Below are 25,914 nucleotides of genomic sequence, written 5' to 3' on the forward strand. Positions count from 1 at the left end.
ACACTGACTATCAACGTAAAACAACAAACTAGTTAAGGTTAATCTGATACAATAGCCCTAGCGTAAACGCCGTGCTTTGGCCCATATTGAGACCACTGGTTACGTACCCGACGCGCGCATTGAAACCGACGTTATGGGGTTGGTATTTACCATACCAACCCACCGTGGTAGCCTGCATGTTGTTGGTCGGAAACGGCATGTCGTTGCGGCGAATGTTATCGCCCGACAGGCAAGTAAACCGCTCCACAAACACCTCGGTCTGGAACGTGCGACGCAGGATACCCAGGCGCAGCGCCGCATCGGCCGCGTTGGGCAAGGCTACCTCATCGGTGTTGTATACCCGATTGTCGGCCTGATAGGCATCCTGATCAATGCGGATGTTACCCCGCCAGGTATAGGTGCCGTGTGCCGTTGCGTACAGCCCCGTTTTGGTATCCCGATAGTTGGCCAGCAACCGCCCCGAGACTGAGCGCGCGCCCATCCCGATCGACATCGGCAGGAAGTTGGGTACGTAGCTCGACAAGGGCGTTGAGGCACCCGCAATACCGTGCAGCGAAAACTCCTTGACCCGCAGGGCTTCTACTTTAATCCAGCCCGACAGATCCTGGAAGCCCCGTTGCCCCAGCAGGTTACCAGCGCTTGTGCTCGTCCAGACGTAAGGTACGTTTACGATGAGGTTCACCCGGTTGCTCAGGCCCACCGCTGCCATCAGCGAGGCGCTTTGGGTGGTGTGCGTACCGATGTTGTAGTTTTCGCGTTTCAGCGTGTTTTCCCAATACCAGCTCCAGTTGCTTTTGCCATACATCGCGGCTACGCAAATGGATTTTTTGGGCATGTAAATGGCGTCCTGCGGCATCTGTGCCCAGGCGCTAACCGTGCTGCTCAGCACCAGCACAATGATAAAAAGTTGTCGTTTCATAAAAAGAGGGAGAACGGGCATTTGCCTTCGAAGTCATACGTTGTCATTGGCTTCGCGTCATTGGTAATCATTGCTTGTTTTTGACAACGAATGACGCCGAAGACAAATGCCAGTTCATTAAAACCAACGGCTTACGTTGAACGAGATCAGGTAATCGGCAAAAGCGGCATCACCCTGCCGAACGCCCAGTGGGTCGAGGCGATCGGAGTAGCTTTTGGTCCGGTTCCGGTAAGCCGCCACCGGTACGGTCAGGGCGGCGGCATACTTGTGTCGCATGTAGGCCAGACCCGGTTCAACCGACACGATGTAGCCCGGCCGACGGAAGCCGCTGCTGCCGCCAAAGGCATCGATAGCCGGTACACCTTCCACGCGCCCACCCAGCATGACCGACAGGCCCGGCACCAGCCGGATCGACTCGCTCACGCCCAGCCGCGCCGCAAACTGATCGGCCACCGAGAACGTACCTGTCACGAGGTCGATGGTGGTCGCTTCGGGGCTACGTACCACGCCGTTGGTCTCGCGGGGATTGAACAGGTAAAACCCGTTGGCATACACCGACAGCCGGTTGCCCACCTGCCAGTAGCCCTGTGCTTCGAGGCTCACACCCACGCCTCCATCGCCCAGTTGAATCGACTGATCGACGGGTTTGTTGATGGTGTAGTCGGCCCCTTCTTTGGTGCGCTTGTGGAAATCGTCGGTTACGGCGTAGTTGCCCGTAGGCAGTTTCACACCGAGGCCGACGGCCAGGTTGGCTTTGGGCAGCGACGCCGGATTTTTGAGCCAGTAGCTACCCGAAATCCGTAGATCGCCGATACCCTGTGAGCCCGTATGGAAGCGCTTCTGCTCCGGGTTGGTCGATACCGCGTTGCCATAATGTTCGTACAGCGACGACCGGTCGTTGTATTGCAACGGCAGATTCACGGATAACTGCCAGCGTAGCGACGGCATGTAGGTTACGCCCAGGTCGATCCCGTGCGAGACGTTAATCACCTCGGTACCTTGCTCGTAGCGTTGTTTTTGCTCCACATCGCCCACAAAATGCCGGTGCGACCGGAAGTACCGATACCCCGCCGACACCTGCCAGCGGCCCGACCGTTGTTTGAAATAATCGGCCGAGCTAGCGCCGCCCGGAGCCGCGCAACTCATGTGCCGAACAGCTACGCAGCCCTGTGCGGTAGCCAGTTGGGTAGATAGAGCAAGGCCCAATATGGCCAGCCCGGTATACTTTAAAGTTATTGTCATGTAAGGAAAGAGCCCGAGTGGCTCCAGCCTTCCAACGATCCGTGTGCCTGCGCCGGAGCCACCAGCCAACCCACAGAGCGGGCAGCCGGGCCGGATGGCGTAAGGTCCGGGTAATCAGGGGCATGCACTACGGCTAAGGGCCTATAGTATACAGATCGACAGAGCGCATAGGAAAATGCACAACGTACCCAGATCGTCGGAAAAGGAGCGGAAAAGCCAGTTTGGGGCTTTGAGTTGGTGAATGAAATCGTGCTGCCAATCAGTTAGCTGACAGGGCAGAAACCGGATGTCATTCAACCACGTGGCGGAGGCGCCACCACCGACAGCGCACGCGTAATGAGCTGCGTCGACGCGTCGGGAATCCGTAGGCTGACGAGCCAGCTTACGAGTGAAGGGGATAAGGTAAAGGGTGTTGAGAGATGATACTCTTTCAACAGGAGCTTGAGCCACTGACCGGCCTTTCGGCTCGAGTCGTCGGTCGGTTGGCTGATTGTTTTTTTAATGAACGAAAGCAGATCCTGCTGCCAGAACCGGGCCGCTTTGTCTTCCATGCCTGCAATACGGAGCGTATCGCCGTGTAGCTCGACGCTGATCACGTCGTAGAATTTGTCGTGGTAGGCAAATCCGTCTTCCGTCGTCTGCTCGGCCAGTTGCTGCGCCTGATCACTGCCCAACACCACCTGAAACTCGACCATGCTATCCACCGACGAATAAACGGTCAGGTGTTTCGACAGGTCGCGCTGATCGTGCCACCACACACCAACCGCCACCCACACCGTTGCCAGCGTGTGGTAAAGCAGCAGGGCCAGTAAACTCAGACTCAGCAGGCGTTTCATTGGATTGACGGACGGGGCAAATCAGCGCAAAAATAACTAAAATCGGACCGTTTCGGCTGGTTGCAGAATATCGGGAACAAATATAGAAAAATATAGTTGCTCACTGGACTATATCCCAAAATTATGCCTGAGTCTTTTTTTCATCAGAAGGTCGCCTGGGTTACCGGCGCTTCGTCGGGAATTGGCGAAGCCCTCGCGCTTGAGCTGGCCCGGCAGGGCGCGCGGCTCATCTTGTCGGCCCGCCGCCCTGATGAACTTCAGCGCGTGGCCACGGCGACCGGCCTTGACCCAACCCAGGTGCTGGTGCTGCCCCTCGACGTAACCGACGAAGCTTCCCTCCCATCACACGTACAGGCGGTCATTCAGCGGTTTGGCCGCATCGATATGCTCTTCCTGAATGCAGGCATTAGTCAGCGCAGTTTCGTCAGTGAGACCGAGCTGAGTGTTTACCACCGGCTGATGGCGGTCAACTTCTTCGGTGTGATTGCGCTGGCTAAAGCCGTTTTACCCCACTTTCTGGCGCAGCAAAGCGGGCAGTTCGTCGTCACCAGCAGCGTCTCGGGCAAGATCGGCGTCAAGCAGCGGTCGGGCTATTGCGCATCCAAACATGCACTGCACGGCTTCTTTGATTCACTGCGCGCCGAAATTGCCAATGATGGGGTACGCGTGACGATGGTCTGCCCCGGCTACATCCGCACGCCGATTTCGGCCTCAGCCCTCGACGCCAGCGGCAAGGCCTACGGTCGGTTGAACAAAGCCCAGCAGGAAGGGATGCCCGCCGACGAGTTTGCCCGCAAGATGGTACGTGCCGTAGCACAGTGCAAAGAAGAAGTATACATCGGTGGTCGCGAAATCTTGGGAATTTATCTGAAACGTTTCATTCCCGGCTTGTTATCGCATATTTTAGGGCAACGGCCCATCGAGGCCGTCTAGTCCCGAACGTAGCCGATGCAAGAGACCAGCGTACCCCAACCTGATACTGACGTACCCACCGACACCACGCTTACATCCGACGAGCAAGCCAAACTCCGCGAATTAACCGCCCAAAGCTGGAACCTTGAACTGGCCATCTCGGGCGTGGCGATGTACGCTATCCTGCTTCTGCCTGACCTTATTGCCTCGGCCTACAGCTTCATTCTGTATAACTACCAGACCCATGCCGAGGGGCTGTTAGCTATGCTGCCCACGATGGCCTACAGTTTGTTGAAAGTGATGTGCTACGTACTGTTTGGGGCCTTTCTGGTCAACTTCATTATGCGAGCGTTTTGGGTGGGGATGGTCGGCCTGCAGGCCGTGTATCCGGCAGGCATCCGCTACGATAATTTGCCCTTCATGTCGGAACAGGCCAGAAGGGAGCTTTCCAAGCAACTCGGCCCGCTCGACCGCTATATCCTGAAGCTCGACAAAAAGTGTAACATCGTCTTTGCCAATGCCTTTTTTATGGTGTTCATCATGGCAATGACAATGGTGTTTTTTTTATTTATGCTGTTTCTGCTGCTTTACGTGCAGCCCAACGTACCATCTCCTGTGTGGCTGGGCATCAAGATTATCGGTGTACTGCTGGTTATAGCCCTCTACACGGTTATCGCGTTGCTGTCGGTCAAAAAAATAAAGGAATCGTCCTTTGGCTACCAGGTCTCCAAGAAAATGTCCGGGCTGGGGAAGTTCATGTACCTGGGTTTTTACGTACCGATGTCTTTTTTGGCGAACACCATTTCCAGCAATCAGCAGCCGGGCGAGCGGATGCGCGGCATGGCTGTCTTCATGGGCATCTTCTTCGTGATTTTCTTCACCGAGTATACGGCCGACTTAAAAGCGATTGAGAAACGATCTCAGTATCTTAACGACCGACATCTGTTCTCGGCCCGCGTTGATAGCCTCTATGCTGATGCCAACGCCTACGACAACCTCCGCCCCGACGGGGAGTACGTCGATGCTGCCTCCATTCAGGCCAAGGTAGTGCGGGAACCGTATCTAACCGTATCTGTGGCCTATCCCAAGGCCCTCGACACCCTGCTAACCCGACTGGCTACCGAGCCCAAATGGTCTGATACGCTATCGAGGGAAGTGCGTAGGAAACAATACGCCAATTGGAGTAACCAGCAGATCAATGCACTTGTGTGCTTCCGTGTCAATGATTCGCTCTGCGCCAACACCGGTTTGGTCTTCGTGAAGTTGGGCAGTCAGGAACAACACGGCCTGCAAACGGTGCTGATTCCGGGCAATCTTCAAACCGGACGAAATACGCTTCAGGTCGGCGTTTTCGACCCAAAGCACAACACGACCGAAACCATAGCTACCATCCCCTTCTGGTACGTACCGGAATCACAACGAGCTGTTTATGTTGAGGAAAACAGAACCGTTGGGGCTGGCCAACAGCGTAACTCCGTTGACCTGGAGAAAGCGGCGCGGGCTGCGCTCACCGCCCAAAAAGGCCGTTTGCAGTAACGTACCGGCGGCAGGTTCCCACACGCTTACGAGCGGTTCGGGGCCGCGATGATCACTGTCCCAGAAGGCCGTCGCTACAGACAGCCGGTTTCGGCCGGCCAGCAACGTACCCAGCGTGTGGCCGTCGAGCCGGGGCAGGTCGCAGGGAACTACGAGCCAGGCGGCCTCCGGGTACGTAGTCATGGCCGTCAGCAGGCCACCCAGCGGGCCCGCCTGTAGGTACGTATCCAACAGCATTCGTGGGTACGTCAGGGCGTCAAACTGCGCCTGATTGACTGACCAGTAGACCTGTTCGCAAAACGGACGGAGCAGTTCAGTGAGGTGATCGCGCTGGGGTTGCCCATGGTACACGATACCCGATTTGTCGCGCCCCATCCGGGTGCTTTGGCCACCCATCAGCACCAGCCCGTAGAGCGGTGGCTCAGCCGTCATGCCGGAAATCGCGTTTGCCACCGGTCTTTTCAATCAGCCGGGTTTCGCGGATAACGATGTCGTGTGAGAGGGCCTTACACATGTCATAGACCGTCAGGGCCGCCACCGACGCCCCGACGAGCGCCTCCATTTCAACGCCCGTTTTGCCTTCCGTCGATACGGTACATTCGATAATAACGTCGCTGCCGTCAGTACGAATCTCGAACGTGCAGCCATCAAGGCCCAGCGAGTGGCAGAGCGGAATAAGGTCGTCGGTGCGTTTGGCCGCCATCGTGCCGGCAATGCGGGCCGTCTGGAACACGGGGCCTTTGCGCGTCTGAATGTCGCCCCCGTTCAGGCTGGCATCCAGATGGCTCAGAATCGACTCACCCAGCGTGACAATGCTTCGGGCTTTGGCCGTTCGTTTGGTAACTTGTTTGGCGCCTACGTCGACCATCGACGGGTTGCCTTCGGGTGTGAGGTGTGTAAGCATGTCGGAACCTTATCGCTTCCTGAGCAACTTACACAGAAAAGAAAGAGTTTTCCGTGCCGTATCTTTGCGGGGTTGGCTGCGCAGCCAACCCCGTTACCCAATACCCAATGACGACGTTCTTAGCTTCGGTGCTTCGGCCCCACATTGCCACGCTGACGCCCTACTCCTCGGCCCGCGATGAATACACGGGTACGGAAGGCGTTTTTCTGGATGCGAATGAAAACGCGCTCGGCTCGACCACTTCGTCGGGACAGTATAATCGCTACCCCGATCCGCATCAGACGGCAATCAAGGCCAAACTGGCACCGCTGAAGGGCGTGCAGCCGAACCAGATCTTTCTGGGCAATGGCTCCGACGAACCCATCGACCTGCTCGTTCGTGCCACCTGCCGCCCCGGTATCGACAACATTGTGTTGCTGCCACCCACCTACGGCATGTATGAAGTGTCGGCGCGGCTCAACGACGTAGCTGTGCGGAAAGTGTCGCTGACGCCCGATTACCAGCTTGATTTGCCCGCCGTGCTGTCGGCCATCGACGCCCAGACGAAGCTGGTCTGGATCTGCTCACCCAACAACCCCACCGGCAACCTGATTGACCCCGACACCATCCGGCAGGTGCTCGACGCGGCTAAAACGGCCCTGGTGGTGGTCGATGAAGCGTACATCGACTTTGCCGGTCCCGGCTACACGTCGTGGACGGCCCAGCTGGGTACGTACCCCAATCTGGTGGTGCTGCAAACCTTCTCGAAAGCGTGGGGGCTGGCGGCGTTGCGGCTGGGCATGTGCTTTGCCTCGCCCGAACTGATCGGCGTGCTGAACGTGATCAAACCGCCCTACAACATCTCGGCACCCACGCAGGCGCTGGCCCTCGACGCCCTCGACCACGTGGCCGCCAAAGACCAGATGGTGGCCGACACGCTGACCGAACGCGAACACCTCGCCGATCAGCTGGGTACGTTGCCCAACGTGCAGCACATCTTCCCATCGGATGCCAACTTCCTGCTGGTGCGTTTCGACGATGCCGATGCCGTCTTCGAGCAACTGATCGAGCAGAAGGTTATCGTTCGTAACCGCTCGTCGGTAACGCGTTGCGAAGGTTGCCTGCGAATCACGGTTGGCTCACCGGCCGAAAATGCTCGCTTACTCGACGTTTTACAGACTATTGCTGTCCTGAATTGATTTTTTTAAGGCAGGCTCGCCAAATTGACGGGGTACAGACGTTTACAAAGCGCCCGGCCCGTTTGGCGAGCCTGGCCCCAGAACCCCGTTTATATGCGCCGTATTTTCCTTTCTTTCTGCTTTTTAGTTGCGCTGCTGGCCGTAGCCCAGACGGCTTCCGCCCAATACAACAACTTTGCGTTTGGCTTTCGGCTGGGTGAACCGGCGGGGGTAAACGTCCGCAAGTATTTCGGTGAAAACCACGCCTTCGACCTCAACATCGGCACGTATGGCGGGCTGTACGGGACCACCCGCGATTACCGGTCGGGTCGTTACAAAAGCATTGGGCTGAGCATTCAGGGGCATTATCTGTGGCACGACCGGCTGTTTAGCAGCGAAGCACTCCGGGCCTACTACGGCTTCGGTGGACAGATCAACAGCCGTCGCTACTACCCCGATCGGCTGGCGGCCATTAACGAATACGAAAGCACCATCTCGCTGGGTGGCTCGGGCGTGGCGGGTATCGAATACTTTGTCCCCAACAAGCCCTATTCCATTTTCGCTGAAGTCGGCGTGTATGCCGAAGTCATCCCGGCTCCCCTGTTTCTGAATGTCAGCACGGGGCTGGGCATCCGGTTTAACCTATAAGCCATGAGGAATGATGGATTATGAAATATGCATTATGAGATCACTAGTCGGCAGTCTAATTCATATCTCATAATTCGTAATTCATAGCTCATCATTCCCATTCCCCCTTGTTCTCTTGTTCAAAATATACAGCGCATCAGCCGGGTCGGGTAAAACATATACCCTGACCAAAGAATACCTCAAACTTGCGTTGGGGGAAGGGCTGCCGTTGGCTGATACGACGTACCGGGGCACATATTTCCGGCACATCCTGGCGATCACGTTTACCAACGCGGCCGCCAACGAGATGAAAGACCGGATTCTGCGCGAACTGGCCCAGATCGCGCAGCTGGACCTGATCGATGTGGGCGACATCGCGGCTATTCAGTCCCGAAAAGACACCCCGTTTCTGCTGGTCCTGGCGGCTGAGCTAGCCGACGTACCTGACACCAGCCTACTCACGGTGGCGCAGGTCGTTGAGGTGCAGCGGCGGGCCAAACGGCTCTTTCAGGCCATTCTGCACCGGTATTCCGACTTTTCCGTCACCACCATCGATGCGTTTACGCAACGCCTCGTGATGGCCTTCACCGACGAACTGGGCCTCCCCTATTCGTTTGAGGTGGAAATGGAAACCGAACTGGTGCTGGAAGTGGCCGTCGACAACCTCATCGAGCGCGTTGGCACCGACGAAATGGACGACATCTCGGCCATTCTGCACCAGATTTATGCCGAAACCGCCCGCGATGGTCGTAGCTGGAACATGATCGCCGAAGCCCTGCGCGACTTCGGCAACGTGCTCACCTCCGATCAGCATTACGAAGCCATCGGCCGCATTGCCGAGCTCACGCCCGCCCAGCTGCGCACCATCCGGCAGCAACTGCTTCAGTTTGGGGCCGACGTGAAAGGGCGGATTCAGGACGCCGGCCAACGGGCGTGGAGCGCCATTACCCGCGCGGGGCTGGGCGTCGATGATTTCGCCCAGAAGTCGAAAGGCATCGGGGCGTTTTTCAAGGCCGTGGCGGAAGGTGATGTCGATAAAGAACCCAACTCCTACCACCGCGCCGCCATCGACGACGGCAACTGGATGGGTAAAAAGCCGCTGCCAGGTACGTTGGCGGTCATCGAAGGGATTGCCAACGAACTCTGCGCCTGTTTCGCGCTGATCGAGCAGGAACGTACCGCCAACGGCAAGCTGCTGACACTCTTCCGGGCCATCGACCCGCATTTGCAGAAAATGGCCCTGTTGCAGCAGATCCGGGCCGAGTTTGTGGAGTTGTTGCGCAAAGACAACCGGGTGCACATTTCGGAGTTTAACAAACGCATCAAGGCGATTGTCGAAAGTGAACCGGTGCCGTTTCTGTTCGAGAAACTCGGTAGCCGTTACAACCACATCCTGATCGACGAATTTCAGGATACGTCGCAGTTGCAGTTTGCCAACCTGCTGCCCCTTATCGAAAACGCGCTGGGCAGCAATTATTTCAACCTCGCCGTGGGCGATGGCAAGCAGGCGATTTACCGCTGGCGGGGCGGCGACATGGACCAGATTGTGGCGCTGCACCGCAACCAGCTTACCGACCTGCAACGCATTCACGGCCCCGACACCTGGACCGCCGAACGTATCGACACGCTGGGCGGGCACATTCAGCCCCAACTGCTCGACACCAACTGGCGGTCGGCGCGGCCCATCGTGCAGTTTAACAACGACTTTTTCGACTTCGTGGCCCGCCGCTACGCCGCCGACAACCGGCGCATCGACGAGGTGTACGACGAACTGAAGGCGTTTCAGCAAAAACCGTCGCCCCGCGCCGCCGATACCGCGCACCTGCAACTGAATTTTCTGAGTGCCGACGACGCGCCGCTGGCCGGGCTGGGTTCGCAGGCAGGCCGGAGCCTGGCCGACGAGGTGGTGAAACAAACGGTGGCGCACATCCGGCAGGCCCGCGCCGATGGTTACGACTACGGCGATATGGCCGTGCTGACCCGCAGCCGTAAAAACGCGCAGCTCGTTGCCAACGAACTCAACCGCCTCAATATTCCGCTCGTTTCGGCCGATTCGCTGTCGTTGCAGTTTTCCGAACCGGTGCGGTTTCTGGTGTCGCTGCTGACGATGTTGAGCCGCCCCGGCCAGAAAACCCTGCATTATGAGGTGCTGTACCTCTACCACAGCGTGGTGCACAACCGCGTACCCAACGACGAGCAAACCGAAGAGCTGCGCCGGGTGGCCGACACCACCGAAGACTGGCCCACCTTCGACTACCTGGCCCGCGAAGGTTACGCGCTCGACGCCCCGTTGCTGGTGCAACTCAGCGTGTATGAACTGGCCGAAAAGCTGACCCACGGCTTTCGGCTCTTCGACCGCACGCACGACCAGCCGTTTCTGTTCCGGTTTCTCGACGAAATCCTGACGTTCTGCGGTCGGCAAAGCGGGCACCTGGCCGATTTCCTGCTGCATTGGGAAGCCGTTAAAGGCAAGGTGTCGGTCAGCGAGGGCCTTACCCGCAACGCCGTGACGATCCAGACGATTCACAAATCGAAAGGGCTGGAATACCCCGTGGTGATCGTGCCCTTTGCCGACTGGACGGTGGAGCCCAGCGCCCGCGATACCATTTGGGTGGATCTGGACGGTATCGACGCCGCACCACTACACGTACAACTGCCCGATGGTGGTACGGCCAGACTGCCCAACGCGCAGGTGACGCTTAAGAAAGAGCTGGACGGTGCCCCGCAAGAGGTCGCTGCCCAATATGCCGAGGAGAAAAGCCGGGCGTTCATCGAAAACATGAACCTGCTTTACGTGGCGTTTACCCGCCCCACCGACCGGCTGTATATCATTGCCGAAAACAAGAAGTTCAGCGATGCGCGCGCGCAGGCTACGGCGGCCTACTGGCTGCACAGTTTCCTGCGCGACAGCGACGTGGCCCAACAGGCGGGCTGCTGCTGGGAAGAGGGGCGGCAGCAATACATTCTCTGTCAGGACGTATCGACGCCGAAACCGTCGAAGCACGTACCTGACACGGCCACCGAGCGCATCGACTTTCGGGCGGTCAACAGCGGTTCGCGAGCGCAGAACCTGCAACTGCGCCGCCTGGCCGAGCGGGTATTCGACACGCGTACCTTCGAGCAGCACCGCGAACGTGACCGCAAGTTATGCGCGGCGCTGAGCCTCATCAAAGGCATCGATTGCATCGACAAAACGCTGGCCCGGCTCATCCGCGAAGGGGTTATCCGCGCCGCCGAGCTGCCCGACCTGCGCGACGGTCTCACCGCCATCGTGGCCCACCCCGACCTCACCGACGCCTTCGGTTACGACCGCCGCATCGACACCGACCGTAGCATCCTGACGCGTAACCTCGCCAAAGAAGTGCTCAAAGGAGCCCCCCACCGCGTAGTCCATCGACCCGATGGCCATATCGTGCTCATCCAGTACGAGAGCGTCGTTGGTCCGTCGGAGTCGCACCTGGAAACGTTTATCGAGCTGTATCGTCAGATGGGCTACCCGCGGGTGGAAGGCCGGATTGTCTGGCTTGCCAACGAACCCACCGTCGAACGAATCAGCGCGTCCGTTACGCAGGGCTCCAGCCCTGCCTAAGTACCTCTCATCCAATCCGCCGGGGCTGGAGCCCTGCGTAACGCTTCATGAAAAACCTGCTTCTTTCGTTCTTTACGTTTACCTCCTTTACCCTGTTTGCCCAGACACCCTATTCGCTCAAAACGGGCCGCGAGGCCGTACTGCTGGGCGCGGGGGTGGTTTCCTACGGGGCGGCATACGCGTTCAACAAAAACCTTGAGCCGCTCACGCCCGCACAGATCAGTCTGCTGAACCCCGCCAACGTACCCAGCTTCGACCGCAGCGCCACGACCAACTATTCGGTGGGGGCCGACAAACTCAGCGACGCCACGCTCATCGGCGGGATCGGCCTGACGGGCGCTGTGATCGTTACCAGCCATTCGCCCAGCCGCCGAAACGCCTCGTTTACCGACAGCGATCTGTTTACCGTGGGCATGATGTACGCGGAAACCATGCTGCTCACCAACGGCGTGAAGAGCGCCGTCAAGAACGCGGTGGAACGTACCCGGCCCTACGCCTACAACCCCGTAGCGCCCCTGAGCGACAAGCTGGAAAAAGACGCGCAACGGTCGTTCTATTCGGGTCATGCGGCCAACGCCTTTGCTACGGCGGTGTTTGCGGCCGAGGTATTCCGGCATTATCACCCCAACTCGGCCGCCAAACCCTGGGTCTGGATCGGGTCGCTGGGGCTGGCGTCGAGCACTGCCTACCTGCGCTACCATGCCGGGCAACACTTCCCCACCGACCTGCTGGCCGGGGCGGCCATCGGCTCACTGGCGGGCTGGGGCATCCCCAAACTACACCAGAACCGCACCGGGGCCGCAGCCGCTCGCTGGCGTGAGGTAACCGTAACGCCCTGGAGCAACGGACTAGCCAGCGGGGTATATTTGCGCTGGAAGCTGACGAGCCAGTCTCCGGCTGTTCAGTAAGGTCCTGCCACCACCATGCCTAAACCATTACCCCTACTTTGCCTGCTTCTTGTATCCGGGCTGCCGTTGCTGGCTCAACCCGTCGCCGCTATCCAGTCGCCCAACCGGCAACTCACGCTCCAGGTGCAATCGACTCCTGCGGGTGAAATCACTTACCGGCTGCGCTACAAAAACAAGCCTGTCATCGAGCCATCGCGGCTGGGTTTTTCGCTCAGCAAGCCCAAGGCGATGCTCACTCGGTTCACTGTTGCCCGCATCGACTCGTCGCGCGCCGATAATACCTGGAAACCCGTTTGGGGCGAGGTAAGCCAGATCCGGAATCACTACAACGAGCTGACCATCAGCTTGCAGGACAAAGGCAAGTCGGGTATTGGGTTGCAGATTCGCTTCCGTCTCTTCGACGATGGCCTCGGTTTTCGGTACGAATGGCCGTTTCAGAAAGCGCTGAATCACTTTGTCGTGGCCGATGAACTGACGCAGTTTGCGCTCGCCGCCGACCACAAAACGTTCTGGATTCCCGGCGACTACGACTCCAACGAATACCTCTACAACACCACCCGGCTGACGCAAGTGAGTGCGCTCCCGGCAGCGGCGAAAGAGAAAGATATTGCGCTCAAATCGGTGATCGGCCCCAACGCCGTGCAGACGCCGCTCTTACTAAAAACTAGTGACGGCCTGTACATCAGCCTCTACGAAGCGGCGTTGATCAATTATCCCGTGCTGCACCTGCAACTCGACAAGAAGCGGCTCACCCTCACCAGCCAGCTCGTGCCCGACGCCGTGGGCAACAAAGCCTATTTGCAAACGCCTTTCCAGACACCCTGGCGCACGGTGATCGTCAGCGACAAAGCCACCGACCTGCTGGCGTCCAAATTGATCCTGAACCTCAACGAACCGTCGGTCATCGCCGATCCGTCGTGGATCAAGCCGCAGAAATTTGTGGGTATGTGGTGGGAGATGCACATCGGCAAAGCCACTTGGGAGAAAGCGGGCGGTAAGCACGGCGCCAATACCCGCAATGTGATGAAATACATCGACTTTGCGGCCAAATACAACTTCGACGGCGTGCTGGTTGAAGGCTGGAACGTGGGCTGGGAAGACTGGTTTGGCAACTGGAAAGAAGAGGTGTTTGACTTTGTAACGCCCTACCCCGATTACAACATTGACTCTCTGACGGCCTACGCCCGGCAGCGGGGCGTCCGGCTGATTATGCACCACGAAACGTCGGGCTCGGTCACCAACTACGAACGGCGGATGGACGCCGCCATGGAGTATATGGTGAAGAAAGACATCAACACCGTGAAGACCGGGTACGTGGGCCGCATCATTCCCCGCGGCGAGCACCACGATGGGCAATGGATGGTGAACCACTACGAGCGGGTGGCCCGGAAAGCCGCTCAGTACAAGCTCATGGTCGATTCGCACGAGTCGGCGCACCCCACTGGCCTGCACCGAACGTACCCCAACTGGATGGCTAGCGAAGCCGCCCGGGGCAGCGAATTCAACAACGCCCCTACGCTCGGTATCACGCCCGAACACACCACCATTCTGCCTTTTACACGGCTGTTGGGTGGCCCAATGGACTTTACGCCCGGCCTGTTCCGCTTCAAGCTCAACCAGTTCGACAGCACACGTACCCAGCGTGTCCGGACTACGCTGGCCAAGCAACTGGCGCTGTACATCACGATCTACAGCCCTCTGCAAATGGTGGCCGATCTGCCCGAAAACTACGCGCCGCACCTCGACGCCTTCCAGTTTATCCGCGACGTACCGGTCGACTGGGCCGATACGAAGGTGCTGGCGGCCGAACCCGGCGACTACGTGCTGATGGCCCGCAAAGCTAAGAAAGGCCACGACTGGTTTGTGGGAGCCATCTCCGACGAAAACAGCCGCGAGCTACCCCTATCGCTCGATTTTCTGGAACCTGACCGAACCTACGAAGCCACCATTTACCGCGACGCCGATACCGCTGACTGGGCAACTAATCCAGCCGCTTACGTTGTTGAGAAACAAACGGTATCGGCCCAGACCAACCTCACCTTGCGGCTGGCGAAAGGCGGCGGCTGTGCCATCCAGTTGGTGCGCCGCTAACCCCCTCCCCCGGACTTACAGAGACCAATGACCAAGATTTCCGAACACATTCGCCGGGCCAACGGCAAACCCATTTTTTCGATTGAAGTCATTCCGCCCATCAAGGGTGACACGCTCAAAAATCTGCTCGACAACATCGAGCCGCTGATGGAGTTCAAGCCGCCGTTTATCGACGTGACGTACCACCGCGAAGAATACATCGAGCAGCCCCAGCCCGACGGCACCATCCGCAAGATCGTGACGCGGCGGCGGCCCGGTACGGTGGGCATCTGTTCGGCCATCATGCACCGGTTCAACGTCGATCCGGTGCCGCACGTGCTCTGCGGGGGTTTCAACCGCGACGAAACCGAAGATTTCCTCATCGACCTGAATTACCTCGGCATCGACAACGTACTGGTGCTGCGCGGCGATCCGGCCAAACCCTTCAAAACGTTCAAGGCCAAAGAAAACGGCTATGCCTACGCCAGTGAACTGGTCGAGCAGGTGGCCAACATGAACAAGGGAACGTACCTGCACGAGGAAGACAAGCCCATGGCGCCCACCGATTTCTGCATCGGCGTGGCGGCCTATCCCGAAAAACATTTCGAAGCCATCGACCACGACATCGACTTCGAGTACCTGCGTCAGAAGATCGCCCGGGGGGCCGACTACATCGTGACGCAGATGTTCTTCGACAATGCCCGCTACTTCGATTTTGTGAAGCGGTGCCGCGAACACGACATCCATATCCCGATTATCCCTGGCCTTAAGCCCCTCAGCACCCGCAAGCAACTGGAGGTGCTGCCACGCCTGTTTCACCTGCAAATGCCCGACGACCTGGTGAAGGCTGTTCAGGCCTGCGAAACCGACGCCGACGCCCGGCAGGTTGGTATCGAGTGGAGCATTCAGCAGGGCCGCGAACTTATCGCCAACGGAGCGCCCGTGCTGCACTTCTATACAATGGGCAAAGGCGATAACGTCCAGAAGATCGCCCGGGAGTTGTTTTGAGCCACAACACAACGAAGCGCCCCGCTGTATTGGATGACAGCGGGGCGCTTCGTTGTGTAGGTACGTACCTGATGCCTTAGTTGCGGCCCGTCTGCATGATCGTGGCCGTGTTGCCCGAACCCAGTTGGCTTACGTTGGCTACGTTCGAAACAAACCCGCTCGCGGCGGTGCCTGAGTCCTGCGTTATCATCAGCGTGTTGTTGTTGCCCCGTTGCGTCGCGAAGCTACCGGCGCTACCGTCGGCCGACTGGATCAAGTTCCTGTTGCCTAGTTGCGACAGGTTAGCTTCGTTTCCGTTCCCCACTTGCAGCAATCGGGCCTGGTTCTGGCTGTTTTCCTGCGTGATCAGGGCTGTGTTGTTGCGCGATTGCGCGCCCCCCTGCTCGCCCTGGTTGATCAGAGCCGTGTTGGAACCCTCGAATGCCGCCGACGCCAGGTTCTGCCGAATGGTGGCCTGGCTATTGGCTACATTGAACTGATTGATACCCCCGTTGTTACCGTAGCCCTGCTGCTGAATCGTCGCCTCGTTGTTCGTCGCGTTGTATTGCTGCTGAATCGTGGCTCCGTTGCTTTGAGTACCCGTTTGTTCAACCGTAGCGGTGTTGCCCACGCTGTTGTCGGTCTGAAGCACGTTCACCACATCGCCAAACCCGTTCTGCGTAACAGTGGCCTTGTTGTCGCGGGAGTTGTCGCTCTGCCGGACAGAGGCATATTCGTAGATGGCCCCATTAATCTGACTGATCATGGCCTCGTTACCCCGCGAGTTGTTGTTCTGCTCGATGGAACCAACACTCCCTTCACCCGTCTGGGTGATGGTCGCCAGGTTGTTCACACTATTACCACTCTGCTGAATGGTAGCCGCGGTCAGATACGCCTCCACATCGGGGGTTCCCTGGAAGATGCGGGCTTCGTTGTTCGTCGACACCGTCGATTGTTCGATCTGTGTTCGCCGAGTCGACCGGGCATACTGGGTAATCTCGCCAAAGTTTTTGCTGCTGCTGTTACTCTGGTTGATCGAGACGTCCTTGTTGTCGGTTCCGTCCTGGTAGATCCCCCCCCAGTTACCGCCCGCACTCCGAACGGCGTCGGATGAGGTACCCTCCGTCACCTGAAGTGACCCGTCGCCGCTGAAATTGCTCTGGGTAATGAGCCCGAGGTTGCCCGTTCCTTCCACCTGCGTGACGTAGCCCCGGTTGCCCCGCGACCCCACATCCTGGCGAACGATCGCTTCATTGCCCGCCGAGCCGGTGCTTTCCTGCCGCGTAGCCGCAAAGTTACCAACGTTGGTCCGGGTGGTCTGGTCCTGATTGATCGTCGATTTGAGGTAATTGCCCGTTTGCTGCTGCTGGGCGGTCTGGCGCGTGCCGTTCTGGGTAAGTGTGGCCGTGTTGGTCTGGGCGAATCCGGCGGCGGCGAAGGCCATCAGGCTGGCGCCGGTAAGAAATAGCTTTTTCATGGGTTTGACTGAAAGTAAGCGTTGATTGATTGGGTGAAACGTTGATTATGCGATTGATAAAAGCGGTTTACTGACGCCGCCTGCGCCGGTTTGGCGAACGGGTCTTGTCGCCGTCTGGCGTCGCGCCGGGCAGGACGTTGATTGTGTTGTCGTTGGTGGCCGATGACTGGTTGATCGTGGCGGTTGCCTGCCCTTCCTGCGAAATCTCGACGACGTTGGGACCGGGGTTGGTCTGGTTGACGGTCGTTTCGGTGCCCCTGGGTACGTGTAAGCTCACCCGATTACCCACTTTCCGGCCATTGGCCCCGGCGCTTCCCTGTTGGTTGATGCTCACGCTGTTGCCCTCGCCCGACTGCGAGACGGATGCGGTGTTACCCGCCCCACCCGACTGGACGATGGTCACGCTGTTCTGCCCAAATGCGGTGGCGGCCGAGAGCGTGGCAAGCATGGTTAGAAGGAGTTTATCCATGATTGAGTGATGATTGACTGGGTTATCAGGTACGTTGCTGGCTGTCGGTGAAGCCTCTTCCCGGTCTATTCCGTTGCCGGGCACAACCGGTACGGATACGAGCGTCGTACTGACCGGGGATTGGCGAATCGACGGATCAAAAGTATCCGGCTCGTCAAGGCCGTGCCGGGGAAGAGCAGTGAGTGACGGTCAGGCGTATGTGAGCCGACGGGATTTGGAAGGGAACGGAAACGAGTGGTTTTCCAGCAGGATAGATCAACTGGCTGGTGGCCGTCTGACGCGACGGATAAAGGCCTTGCGGGAGCGGCACCGAACGTACCTACAGCCGGGTCGGGAGGGGCAGGCAACAGCGATTCAGGCTAGCCCGACAGAGCTACCTTACCCTAAAACAATAAACTGACTCTCAGATCTTTATACCAACACCATCAGACCATTACACGCTATACAAACCGAAGAACAGGCCCAAGCAGCCCGCCTTTACCGATACGAAAAGCGGCGCATGAAATCATCTTTACAGCTCCGGCTCAGGGGCAGCAACTGCTGGCCGATACTGACTTCCACGTCGTTGAACGACTCGACGGAATTGATATTGATGGCATACGACCGGTGAATCCGAACCAGCCACGGTTGGCTGATCCGCTCCAGCATGTTGCTCAACGTCAGGCGCAGAATGTACTTGCGCGTCGCCGTTACCAGCTTGGTGTGCGTGTTGTCGGCTTCCAGGTAGAGCAGGTCGTTCATGTCGAACCGAACGAACTGATAATTCTGCTTGATGTAGAAGTAGTTATTGATTTGCAGCAGGGCCTCGCGGCCGCCCCCGTCGCGTTCGGCCAGCGCGGGGGCAGTGCGCAGGGTCGCGTTGTGGATCGCCAGTTCTACCGCCGTCCGCAGGCTGGGCAACTGGCAGGGTTTGGTCAGAAACGCAGCCGGGTACGTTTGCTTGGCCCGTTCCAGCGTATCCCGGTCATTCAGGGCGGTCAGGTACACCACGGGCACGGGCCGCTCGGTCGTTAGCTGCCGGATGGTCTCGATGCCGTCCCAGTCGCCTTTGATCATGATGTCGCAGATCACCAGGTCGACCTGTTGACTTAAAAACAGTTCCAGGGCTTTCCGGCCGTTGTTGGCGACACCCACCACGCAATACCCCTCTGCCTCCAGGCTGTCCGACAGGTCCATAGCCAGGATGGGTTCATCTTCGACGATGAGGATATGCATTCGCTCAGGTACGTTCATGGTCATACAAAATCAAGTCTGTGGCCGGGTTGGGCACTGGCGCAGGCGTATTGCCTACTGCTAGGCCACTGCCAGCCGGGTATGTTGAATAGACAGTCGGAAAAGGGTGCCATTCTGGTGGAGCCACTCCCCTTTGCCATCGAGTTGTTCACTAAGTGACATGATCAGCCGTTTGCCGAACGAGTCGCGCCGATTGAGCTGGGGCCAGTCGGCGATGCCCGGCCCATTGTCCTGCACTTCCAGGGTGATGCCCGTCTGGCCTTTTTGCTGGTTTTGCTGAAGATCAATGCGCAGCAAGGGCCGTCGGCTGGTCTGGTAGGCATATTTGAACGAGTTAGTCGCCAGCTCGTTCACGATCAGCCCCAACGGGATGGCCATGTCTACGTCCAGCTCGGGCAGATCGACGTTGAGCTGGAGATCGAAGGCTTCGCGCTGATAGCCGTAGGCCCGGATGAGGCTATTGGCCAGATCATCGAGGTATTCGGCCATATTCACGGTGGTCAGCTGATCGGTCTGGTACAAGCGCTGGTGGATGAGCGACATGGCCTCGACGCGCTGCTGCCCCACCCGCACCGCCTGAATCGCCTTTTCATCGTCAAGCCGGTTCAGCTGGAGTTTCAGTAGGCTCGACACAATCGCCAGGTTGTTCTTGACGCGGTGGTGCAGTTCTTTCATCAGTACGCGCAGCTGATCGGCCTGGCTGACCAGTTGCTGGCTGTTGGTGGTGATGATCCCATTCTGAACCGACAGCCGCCGGTTGGTCTGGCGGATGGTCGAATACTGAACGATCAACCCACTCACCAGCACCAGCAACACACCCAGCCCGGCCGTCATGTACTTGATCTGCTGCGCCCGTTGCTGGTTGTGCTGATCGAGCTGGGCAATCTGATGGCTCTTCTTTTGGGTTTCGTATTTCGTCTGGATATCGGCTACGGCACGGGTCTTTTCGACTTCCGCCGTGGCTTCGATCTGCGCAATGCGGCGGGTCTTTTCCGCCTGAATCAGCGCAATCGCGCGGGCCTTGCGGGCTTCAACCAGGGCGATTTCCCGGGTTTTGGCCAGTTCCAGATTGGCTTTGATCGTGGCCAATGTGTTGGCCTGCTGGCTTTCGTACTGCCCTTGTAGCTGCGCAATCATCCGCGTCTTGTCGAGGGTCATCAGGGAGTCTTCCACCTGCTTGTGCTTGGCCACCGCCTCATAGGCTTTTTGGTAGTGCCCCGCGGCGGCATGCGAGAGCGCCAGTTCGCCGTATACCGAGCTGGTCAGAGGCGACTCTTTGGCCGACCGCACGGCCGCCAGCGCTTTTTCGGCGAAATAAACGGCCGAATCGGGCTGTTTTAGTCCGCGGTAGGCACTCGCCAGATTCCGGTAGTTGTGTGCCAGACTGCTCAGCTTTTTTATCGACAGGTTGATCGCCAGGGCCTGTTGCAGGTAGCCAATCGCCAGTCGGTATTGCCCCGTTGTGTGGTAATTCTTGCCGAGGTTATTATAGAGCACGCGGTAGTCGCCGGGCGGCGCTCCCACCTCATCGTTGATGGCGATGGCTTTGAGAAAGTAGCTTCGCCCGAGTTCGGGCTGACCCAGGTCTTCGTAGATAATGCCCGCGTTGATGTAGTTATCGACAAGCGGGTTTGAGGGGCGAAACCGCTGGTTAATCGCGATGGCCTGTTGAACGTAACTCAGCCCCTGTTTGGTAAGGCTAAGCACGTGCTGACTGTCGCCCATCATTTTGTAGAGCCAGCCCATGCTGTTGTACACCTGCGCGGTGGCTTTGGGCATGGAAGCCCTGTTGTAGTTCATTATGGCCGCCTGGTAGTAGGTAAGTGCCTCCCGGTATAGCCCCCGATGCATGTGTAGAACCCCCTGCAACCGGTTGTAGTCGCCCAGGCCGGGCTGGTAATTGATCTGCCGACTGCGTTGCCACAGACCCTTCAGGTAACGCCCGGTAGAGTCGGTCTGGCCTAGTTTGTAGAAAGCGTTGGCGATATCGTAGAGGGTGTGAATCCGGGTAGTGTCCGCTATGGGCAGGGTCAGTACGCGCCTGAGGCTGTCGATCTGTTTCTGCTGCGCGGGTGCGGGCGCGGTGGCGATAATCAACAGAAACAGCGCGCTGGCGCCATACCGCAAAATGGGCTTCATGGGTGGTAACGTTTACAAAAGTGGTCCGGTCAATGCGCCCGCCTAGCTAATTCTTACCTGGGCGAGCGGGGACAAGGGACTGCCCGAAATAAGCCAAAGTCGGCTCCATGAGCGTGTCAAAAGACAGCACGAGCGTGCCAAACAGGCCCGTTTAAGCCCTTTTTGGTGCTACAGAGTACTTCAGGGTCGCCAGCCTACGGGACGTTACAGGTAATCGATGGGGGCGCGGCCGAAACGCTGGGTGTACAGCTGGGCAAAGTGGTTCACCTGCCGGAAGCCCACCTGATGCGCAACCTGCTTGACGGTCGATACCTGCCGCGTTTCGAGCAACAGCCGGGCCTGCCGGAACCGGGCCTCGGTCAGGTATTGGGCGGGCGTCAGGCCCGTGAGGCGTTTGCACATCCGGTAGAAAGTAGACCGGCTCATCGCTAGTTCCGCGGCCAGTTCGTCGGTTGTCAACTCGAAATCACCCAGCCGGTCATTCGTTCGTTCCTCCAGCCGCTGTAACCACTTTAGCTCGTCCGGGGTGTAGAGCGGCCCGGCGGTGGGAGCCTCCTGCTCTTCGGTTTCCTCACCCGCCGCCAGGGCGAAGGCGGCGGCTCGCTCACGTTGATTGTGCAACAGCGCCGCAACACGCGCCGTGAGTTCGGCCTGCTCGAACGGCTTTAGCAGATAATCGTCGACGCCCAGCCGTAACGCCCGCAGCTTATCGGCCAGATCAGCTCGGGCCGTGAGCATAATCACGGGAATCTGGCGATACTGAGGGTGGCTTTTCAGGGCCTCCAGCAGTTGAAAGCCATCCATCGTCGGCATCATGATATCAGAAATGATCAGGGTCGGCAGCGGATCCATCGCCGCGAGGGTCGTCAGGGCCTCCTGACCGTTGGTCGCCGTTTTCACCGTCAACGATGCCGCGAGGATCGTGGTCAGGTACGTTCGCAGGTCGGGATTGTCTTCTACCACCAGAATGGCGTCGTTGGTCTGGCCCGTCGGTTCCAGTACCTCCGTCGGCAATAGGTCCGGGAGTTGGTCACTCAGCGGCTGGGCGTCGGGATATTGGTCGGCCTCAAACGGCTGAGCGGCCGGCCGTTCTACGGCTGGTATAAGCAGCGTAAAGGTGCTTCCCTTTCCCCACTCGCTATCGACCCATAGGTTGCCTTTCATCAACTGCACCAGTTCCTGGCACAGCGCCAGCCCAATGCCCGTTCCGCCTTCGGCAGGTACGTCGGCGGCCTGCGACTGAAAATACGGGTCGAAAATATGGGGCAGGTCGCCGGGGCGGATACCCCGACCTGTATCCGACACGGCCACCCGTAGCTGACCCGTTTCATACTGCGCCAGTACCCGCACGGTGCCACCAGCGGCCGTAAACTTAAGCGCATTGGTCAGCAGGTTGGTGAGGACCTGGCCCATTTTTCGCTCGTCCAGTTCCAGGGTCAGTTGAGCAGGTATGGGCAGGTCGCCCGTCAGTGCAACCCCTTTTTGTCGGGCATGGGCCTCGAAGCCAGCGATCTGTGCACTAAGCAGGGCTTTCAGCGGAACGGGTTGCGGGTGCAGTTCGAGTTTGCCCGCTTCCAGTTTGGTCAGATCCAGCAGGTCGTTGACCAACACCAGCAATTGCCGCGCATGGCGACGGGCCATCTGCACCAGTTGTTCGTCCCGGCTGGTCAGCTGCTGGTGGGTCAGTACGCTGTCCAGTGGGCCCAGCATCAGGCTGAGAGGCGTTCGCAATTCATGCGATACGTTGGCAAAAAACCGGCTCTTCGCCTTGTCGAGTTGTCGCAGATCATGGGCCTGCTGCTCCTGTAGCGCGATGGCCTGCTGCTCCTGCGCCCGACGGACCCGGAACCGCACCAGCCCCAGTAGCAGCGACAACGTACCGGCGATGTAGAAGCCGTAGGCCCACCTGCTCGCCCAGATCGGTGGTGCTATCGTAATCGCCAGTTCCCTCACTTGCTCACTCCACTGCCCAAGCCCATTGGCAGCATTAATCCGCAAGGTGTACCGACCCGGCGGCAGTTTGGTATAACTGGCGGTCGGCTGGCGGCTAACGGTCCATCGGTCGTCATACCCGGCCAATTGATACCGGTAGGTGACCCGGTCAGGCTGATGATACCGAAGGGCAGCAAACTCGGCGGTCAGGTAGTTCTGCTCGTGCGTCAGGTGCAAATCAGCCAGCGTCGTCAATAGCGACGGTTCGGAGGTTCGTTGCCCGGTCAGGTTAATGGGTTCGTTGTTGATTGTCAGGCCAGTCAGCGCCACAACGGGCTTCGTCGTATCGGGACGAATGGCTTCCGGCCGGAACAACACCCAGCCGTCGACCCCGCCAAACGCCAGCCGCCCGTCGGGCAACGTCAGTCGGTGAAACCGGTTAAATTCTTCGCCCGGCAATCCATCCGACCGCCCGAAGGTAACTACCTCGTGCGTCGTGGTATGAAACCGGCACAACCCCCGGTTGGTGGTGAGCCACAGATACCCGTTCGAATCGGACAGGATAGCATATATGGTGTTATTGGGCAGGCCCTGCGCGGTAGTGAAGCGCTGATACCGGCCCGTTCGTTTGTTGTACCACAGCAGTCCCTGATAACTGCTGATCCATAGCCAGTCGGGGTGGCGCCTGTCCTGATGAATGTCCATCAGCTGATCTTCCTGCCGGTCGGCGGAATGCGCCCGAAAACGAACCGACCAGTGGCGGCGAGTGGTCTTATCAAACCGCACCAGCCCGTTGCTGACCGTCGTAACCCACAAGGCGCTGGCGTCGGCCACCATCTCGTTGGCTTGCATCGACAGCGTGCCGAAGGGCTGCGTCCAGCGGCGCGCCGATTGGTCGTACTGCATCGGCGTGCCGGATTTCGACACGACCCACGCCGTGCGGGCCGAATCAACGGCGATACCCTTCAGAAAGCCATCGACGTGGCTGGATCGGGCGGTCTGAAGCGGCGGAAGCCGGGTAAACCGGCGGGCCGCGAAATCGTAATACCCTACCTCGTTATCGATGCCCATCCAAAGTCGCCCGTGCCGGTCGTAGGTATGGCGAAAGATGTAGGACGAGGGCATTTTAAGGCTCTCGAAAGGCCAGTGAAACAACTCGCTCAGCGATAAGCCGAGCGCCGAACGAACCACGTCGGTACAAAACATGGTCTGGTAGCGATAGGCATACAGCGGCGGCGCGGCCAGATCAATCCGAAACAACCCCTTTGTATTGGCGCCAAGCCACAGCACACCCGACCGATCGATGCTCAGGCTGGTAGCCAGGAAATCATTGAATTGGGTTTCGCTCGGGGCTACATACTGCCAGATGATTGTAAACCCTTTCTCCTCCGTGTAGTGGTACAGCCTGCTGCCAATGATGACGTACAGCGTACCATCGGTATGCCGATACAGGATGGACTCATCCGCCGGTGGGTGCGGCGGGCAAGGCACCGAGCGAACGCCTGCCTTATCCGGATCAATGAACATAAGGGCCGTCCGGGTATTGAGCAATAGCGTGCCATCGGGACGAACATAAGCCTGCATACGGGCGCCAGCCAGGGCCATGGCCTGTAAGTTTGCCAACGGGCTATGGAACCGAAACGAGCGCAGCGGGCCATTGTCGTCGGCAATCTGCGTAAGACCGGCGGGGGTAACGACCCAGATGTGCCCCTGTGCGTCTTCGGTGATTACATTGACGGTGTCGCTGACCAACCCCGCCCGGTACCGGCCCGGCCCGATACGTCCTCTGGCGGCGCGGCTCATGTGGGTAAATTGTGCCGACCGGACATTGTAGTGAAAAATGCCGTGATTCAGCAGCACGCCCCACACGTCGCCCCCGCGATCTATATGGATCTTTCGGGCGGGCGGCAATCCACGGAGCGCCCGCACCAGTTGAGGAAAATAGATACTCTGGCCTGTCTGTGTGTTCATCCGTCCTACCTGCGTATTTGCCGGGCTCCCCTCCCCACTTTCGTAGATCAGCCAGAGTTGGTTAGCCTTGCCTTTCGCCAGGGTAGTGATGGTGCTGTTGAGCGGCGAAGCCGGATTGTTGGCCTGATGGTAAAGCGGAAGGATCTGCCGACCGTCGTAGCGGGCCAGCCCACCCAGCGTGCTGATCCAGATAAAGCCGTCGTCATCGTCAACGACGCTGGAGACAAAGGCCTGAGGTAATCCGCGATCTACGTTGAGGACCGTCGTTGGCGGATAACCCACCAACGACTGCGCCTGCGCCGCCGTTAAGGCTAGCCAGGCGCCAACAACAGCAGTGATGCGACTCAACCAACGAAACGGTCTGGGTACGTTACAGAGCACTAAACGACACGGTGGGCTACTACTGGGCATATCGAGTAAGCTAATATACCGACTTAATGGATTATGGACCTATATAGGCACAAATCGCTTCGTCGGCTTTCCTAGAAGCCTCCATCCTTTTTTTTGTTTCCGTTTGGCGGGGATATTGATTGGGCGTGGCAGCAGAGGGTCAGCTACGCGCCGAAGTCGATGTCTGGGTTGCGAACGAACAACTCCGTCGACCCGATACTGCTTGTTTCAGTCGGGATCAATTTGTCAGCATATCACCATCTGTACCGACGACATACTGACTGGCGTCTCTGCACTGGCTGATCAGCAACCAAGCGGCCACTGAGTTTACGCGCCCTCTGGCGCAGCCTAGCCCGATTGGTATCGAAAAACCGATCGGGCCCGCTTTGCGCAGGTTGTCCAACAGCAGGTGAGCGCCTACGTACCTGACGCTTCGCCCGTCCAACTACGCCTTCGTTCCCGTTAGCACATAGGCATCGCGACGCCTACTGATAGCGACTCAACTAAGGGTTGCCCTTTGTTTAACTGGTCCAGCCCTATGATGGGTCGATTCAATACAATATAATTCCGTATATTTACCCATACCTTCAACATAGTAAAGACCAACTACTATAGG

17 protein-coding genes and 1 pseudogene are annotated in these 25,914 nt (G+C 58.4%); 8 read left to right on the forward strand and 10 right to left on the reverse strand.

The window, feature by feature from the left end:
- Positions 1-28 precede the first annotated feature (28 nt).
- From ACAW74_RS17850 to ACAW74_RS17860, 3 genes are all read right to left on the reverse strand, one after another.
- Entirely contained in the window at positions 29-919 is an 891-nt protein-coding gene (locus ACAW74_RS17850; protein ID WP_370699577.1) for a hypothetical protein, read from the reverse strand.
- 117 nt (positions 920-1,036) lie between these two features.
- Positions 1,037-2,161, reverse strand: a complete 1,125-nt coding sequence (locus ACAW74_RS17855; protein ID WP_370699578.1) for a hypothetical protein — start codon at positions 2,159-2,161, stop codon at positions 1,037-1,039.
- Positions 2,162-2,454: 293 nt separating this feature from the next.
- Positions 2,455-2,997 carry a hypothetical protein gene (locus tag ACAW74_RS17860; RefSeq protein WP_370699579.1) on the reverse strand — a complete coding sequence of 181 codons (543 nt, stop codon included), beginning with the start codon at positions 2,995-2,997 and terminating at the stop codon, positions 2,455-2,457.
- Between the two features lie 123 nt (positions 2,998-3,120).
- Between ACAW74_RS17860 and ACAW74_RS17865 the strand changes: the two genes are divergently transcribed.
- Positions 3,121-3,930, forward strand: coding sequence for an SDR family oxidoreductase (locus tag ACAW74_RS17865; RefSeq protein ID WP_370699580.1), 810 nt, complete (start codon positions 3,121-3,123; stop codon positions 3,928-3,930).
- 15 nt (positions 3,931-3,945) lie between these two features.
- Positions 3,946-5,445 carry a hypothetical protein gene (locus ACAW74_RS17870; RefSeq protein ID WP_370699581.1) on the forward strand — a complete coding sequence of 500 codons (1,500 nt, stop codon included), beginning with the start codon at positions 3,946-3,948 and terminating at the stop codon, positions 5,443-5,445.
- A gap of 6 nt (positions 5,446-5,451) precedes the next feature.
- Here the strand turns inward: ACAW74_RS17870 and ACAW74_RS17875 are convergent.
- Both ACAW74_RS17875 and moaC read right to left on the reverse strand, forming a co-directional pair.
- Positions 5,452-5,877: pseudogene (locus ACAW74_RS17875) on the reverse strand (NTP transferase domain-containing protein); the annotation flags it as partial.
- A complete protein-coding gene (moaC, locus tag ACAW74_RS17880) occupies positions 5,867-6,349 on the reverse strand; it encodes a cyclic pyranopterin monophosphate synthase MoaC (protein WP_370699582.1) in 483 nt (160 codons plus the stop codon). The gene moaC and the pseudogene ACAW74_RS17875, both read right to left, overlap by 11 nt.
- A gap of 107 nt (positions 6,350-6,456) precedes the next feature.
- On the opposite strand from moaC, the gene hisC reads away from it, so the two are divergent.
- The 6 genes from hisC (at position 6,457) to ACAW74_RS17910 (ending at position 15,708) form a co-directional block, all read left to right on the forward strand.
- Positions 6,457-7,527, forward strand: coding sequence for a histidinol-phosphate transaminase (gene hisC, locus ACAW74_RS17885; protein WP_370699583.1), 1,071 nt, complete (start codon positions 6,457-6,459; stop codon positions 7,525-7,527).
- Positions 7,528-7,620: 93 nt separating this feature from the next.
- Positions 7,621-8,154: a hypothetical protein gene (locus tag ACAW74_RS17890; RefSeq protein WP_370699584.1), complete on the forward strand. Its 534-nt coding sequence runs from the start codon at positions 7,621-7,623 to the stop codon at positions 8,152-8,154.
- A 115-nt stretch (positions 8,155-8,269) separates the two neighbouring features.
- A complete protein-coding gene (locus ACAW74_RS17895) occupies positions 8,270-11,722 on the forward strand; it encodes a UvrD-helicase domain-containing protein (protein ID WP_370699585.1) in 3,453 nt (1,150 codons plus the stop codon).
- A gap of 47 nt (positions 11,723-11,769) precedes the next feature.
- On the forward strand, positions 11,770-12,630 hold the full coding sequence (locus ACAW74_RS17900; RefSeq protein ID WP_370699586.1) for a phosphatase PAP2 family protein: 861 nt from the start codon (positions 11,770-11,772) through the stop codon (positions 12,628-12,630).
- Between the two features lie 15 nt (positions 12,631-12,645).
- Positions 12,646-14,721 (forward strand): glycoside hydrolase family 97 protein, encoded by a 2,076-nt coding sequence (locus ACAW74_RS17905; RefSeq protein ID WP_370699587.1) that lies wholly within the window; start codon positions 12,646-12,648, stop codon positions 14,719-14,721.
- Between the two features lie 27 nt (positions 14,722-14,748).
- Positions 14,749-15,708: a methylenetetrahydrofolate reductase gene (locus ACAW74_RS17910; protein ID WP_370699588.1), complete on the forward strand. Its 960-nt coding sequence runs from the start codon at positions 14,749-14,751 to the stop codon at positions 15,706-15,708.
- A gap of 76 nt (positions 15,709-15,784) precedes the next feature.
- Here the strand turns inward: ACAW74_RS17910 and ACAW74_RS17915 are convergent, their stop codons facing one another.
- The 5 genes from ACAW74_RS17915 to ACAW74_RS17935 form a co-directional block, all read right to left on the reverse strand.
- A complete protein-coding gene (locus ACAW74_RS17915) occupies positions 15,785-17,164 on the reverse strand; it encodes a hypothetical protein (protein ID WP_370699589.1) in 1,380 nt (459 codons plus the stop codon).
- A 67-nt stretch (positions 17,165-17,231) separates the two neighbouring features.
- Positions 17,232-17,633 carry a curlin repeat-containing protein gene (locus ACAW74_RS17920; protein ID WP_370699590.1) on the reverse strand — a complete coding sequence of 134 codons (402 nt, stop codon included), beginning with the start codon at positions 17,631-17,633 and terminating at the stop codon, positions 17,232-17,234.
- A gap of 477 nt (positions 17,634-18,110) precedes the next feature.
- Positions 18,111-18,848 (reverse strand): response regulator, encoded by a 738-nt coding sequence (locus tag ACAW74_RS17925; protein WP_370699591.1) that lies wholly within the window; start codon positions 18,846-18,848, stop codon positions 18,111-18,113.
- 78 nt (positions 18,849-18,926) lie between these two features.
- Complete coding sequence (locus ACAW74_RS17930) at positions 18,927-21,005, reverse strand: tetratricopeptide repeat-containing sensor histidine kinase (protein ID WP_370699592.1); 2,079 nt, start codon at positions 21,003-21,005, stop codon at positions 18,927-18,929.
- A 204-nt stretch (positions 21,006-21,209) separates the two neighbouring features.
- A complete protein-coding gene (locus ACAW74_RS17935) occupies positions 21,210-25,256 on the reverse strand; it encodes a hybrid sensor histidine kinase/response regulator transcription factor (protein ID WP_370699593.1) in 4,047 nt (1,348 codons plus the stop codon).
- Positions 25,257-25,914: the final 658 nt, after the last annotated feature.

Origin of the sequence: Fibrella musci (assembly GCF_041321105.1) — a bacterium.
GTDB classification, from domain to species: domain Bacteria; phylum Bacteroidota; class Bacteroidia; order Cytophagales; family Spirosomataceae; genus Fibrella; species Fibrella musci.

What these genes read in the sequence shown, in the direction of transcription:
- ACAW74_RS17850 (WP_370699577.1), bottom strand. Translation starts at nt 919, where the DNA reads ATGAAACGACAACTTTTTATCATTGTGCTGGTGCTGAGCAGCACGGTT.
- ACAW74_RS17855 (WP_370699578.1), bottom strand. Translation starts at nt 2,161, where the DNA reads ATGACAATAACTTTAAAGTATACCGGGCTGGCCATATTGGGCCTTGCT.
- ACAW74_RS17860 (WP_370699579.1), bottom strand. Translation starts at nt 2,997, where the DNA reads ATGAAACGCCTGCTGAGTCTGAGTTTACTGGCCCTGCTGCTTTACCAC.
- ACAW74_RS17865 (WP_370699580.1), top strand. Translation starts at nt 3,121, where the DNA reads ATGCCTGAGTCTTTTTTTCATCAGAAGGTCGCCTGGGTTACCGGCGCT.
- ACAW74_RS17870 (WP_370699581.1), top strand. Translation starts at nt 3,946, where the DNA reads ATGCAAGAGACCAGCGTACCCCAACCTGATACTGACGTACCCACCGAC.
- moaC (WP_370699582.1), bottom strand. Translation starts at nt 6,349, where the DNA reads ATGCTTACACACCTCACACCCGAAGGCAACCCGTCGATGGTCGACGTA.
- hisC (WP_370699583.1), top strand. Translation starts at nt 6,457, where the DNA reads ATGACGACGTTCTTAGCTTCGGTGCTTCGGCCCCACATTGCCACGCTG.
- ACAW74_RS17890 (WP_370699584.1), top strand. Translation starts at nt 7,621, where the DNA reads ATGCGCCGTATTTTCCTTTCTTTCTGCTTTTTAGTTGCGCTGCTGGCC.
- ACAW74_RS17900 (WP_370699586.1), top strand. Translation starts at nt 11,770, where the DNA reads ATGAAAAACCTGCTTCTTTCGTTCTTTACGTTTACCTCCTTTACCCTG.
- ACAW74_RS17905 (WP_370699587.1), top strand. Translation starts at nt 12,646, where the DNA reads ATGCCTAAACCATTACCCCTACTTTGCCTGCTTCTTGTATCCGGGCTG.
- ACAW74_RS17910 (WP_370699588.1), top strand. Translation starts at nt 14,749, where the DNA reads ATGACCAAGATTTCCGAACACATTCGCCGGGCCAACGGCAAACCCATT.
- ACAW74_RS17915 (WP_370699589.1), bottom strand. Translation starts at nt 17,164, where the DNA reads ATGAAAAAGCTATTTCTTACCGGCGCCAGCCTGATGGCCTTCGCCGCC.
- ACAW74_RS17920 (WP_370699590.1), bottom strand. Translation starts at nt 17,633, where the DNA reads ATGGATAAACTCCTTCTAACCATGCTTGCCACGCTCTCGGCCGCCACC.
- ACAW74_RS17925 (WP_370699591.1), bottom strand. Translation starts at nt 18,848, where the DNA reads ATGCATATCCTCATCGTCGAAGATGAACCCATCCTGGCTATGGACCTG.
- ACAW74_RS17930 (WP_370699592.1), bottom strand. Translation starts at nt 21,005, where the DNA reads ATGAAGCCCATTTTGCGGTATGGCGCCAGCGCGCTGTTTCTGTTGATT.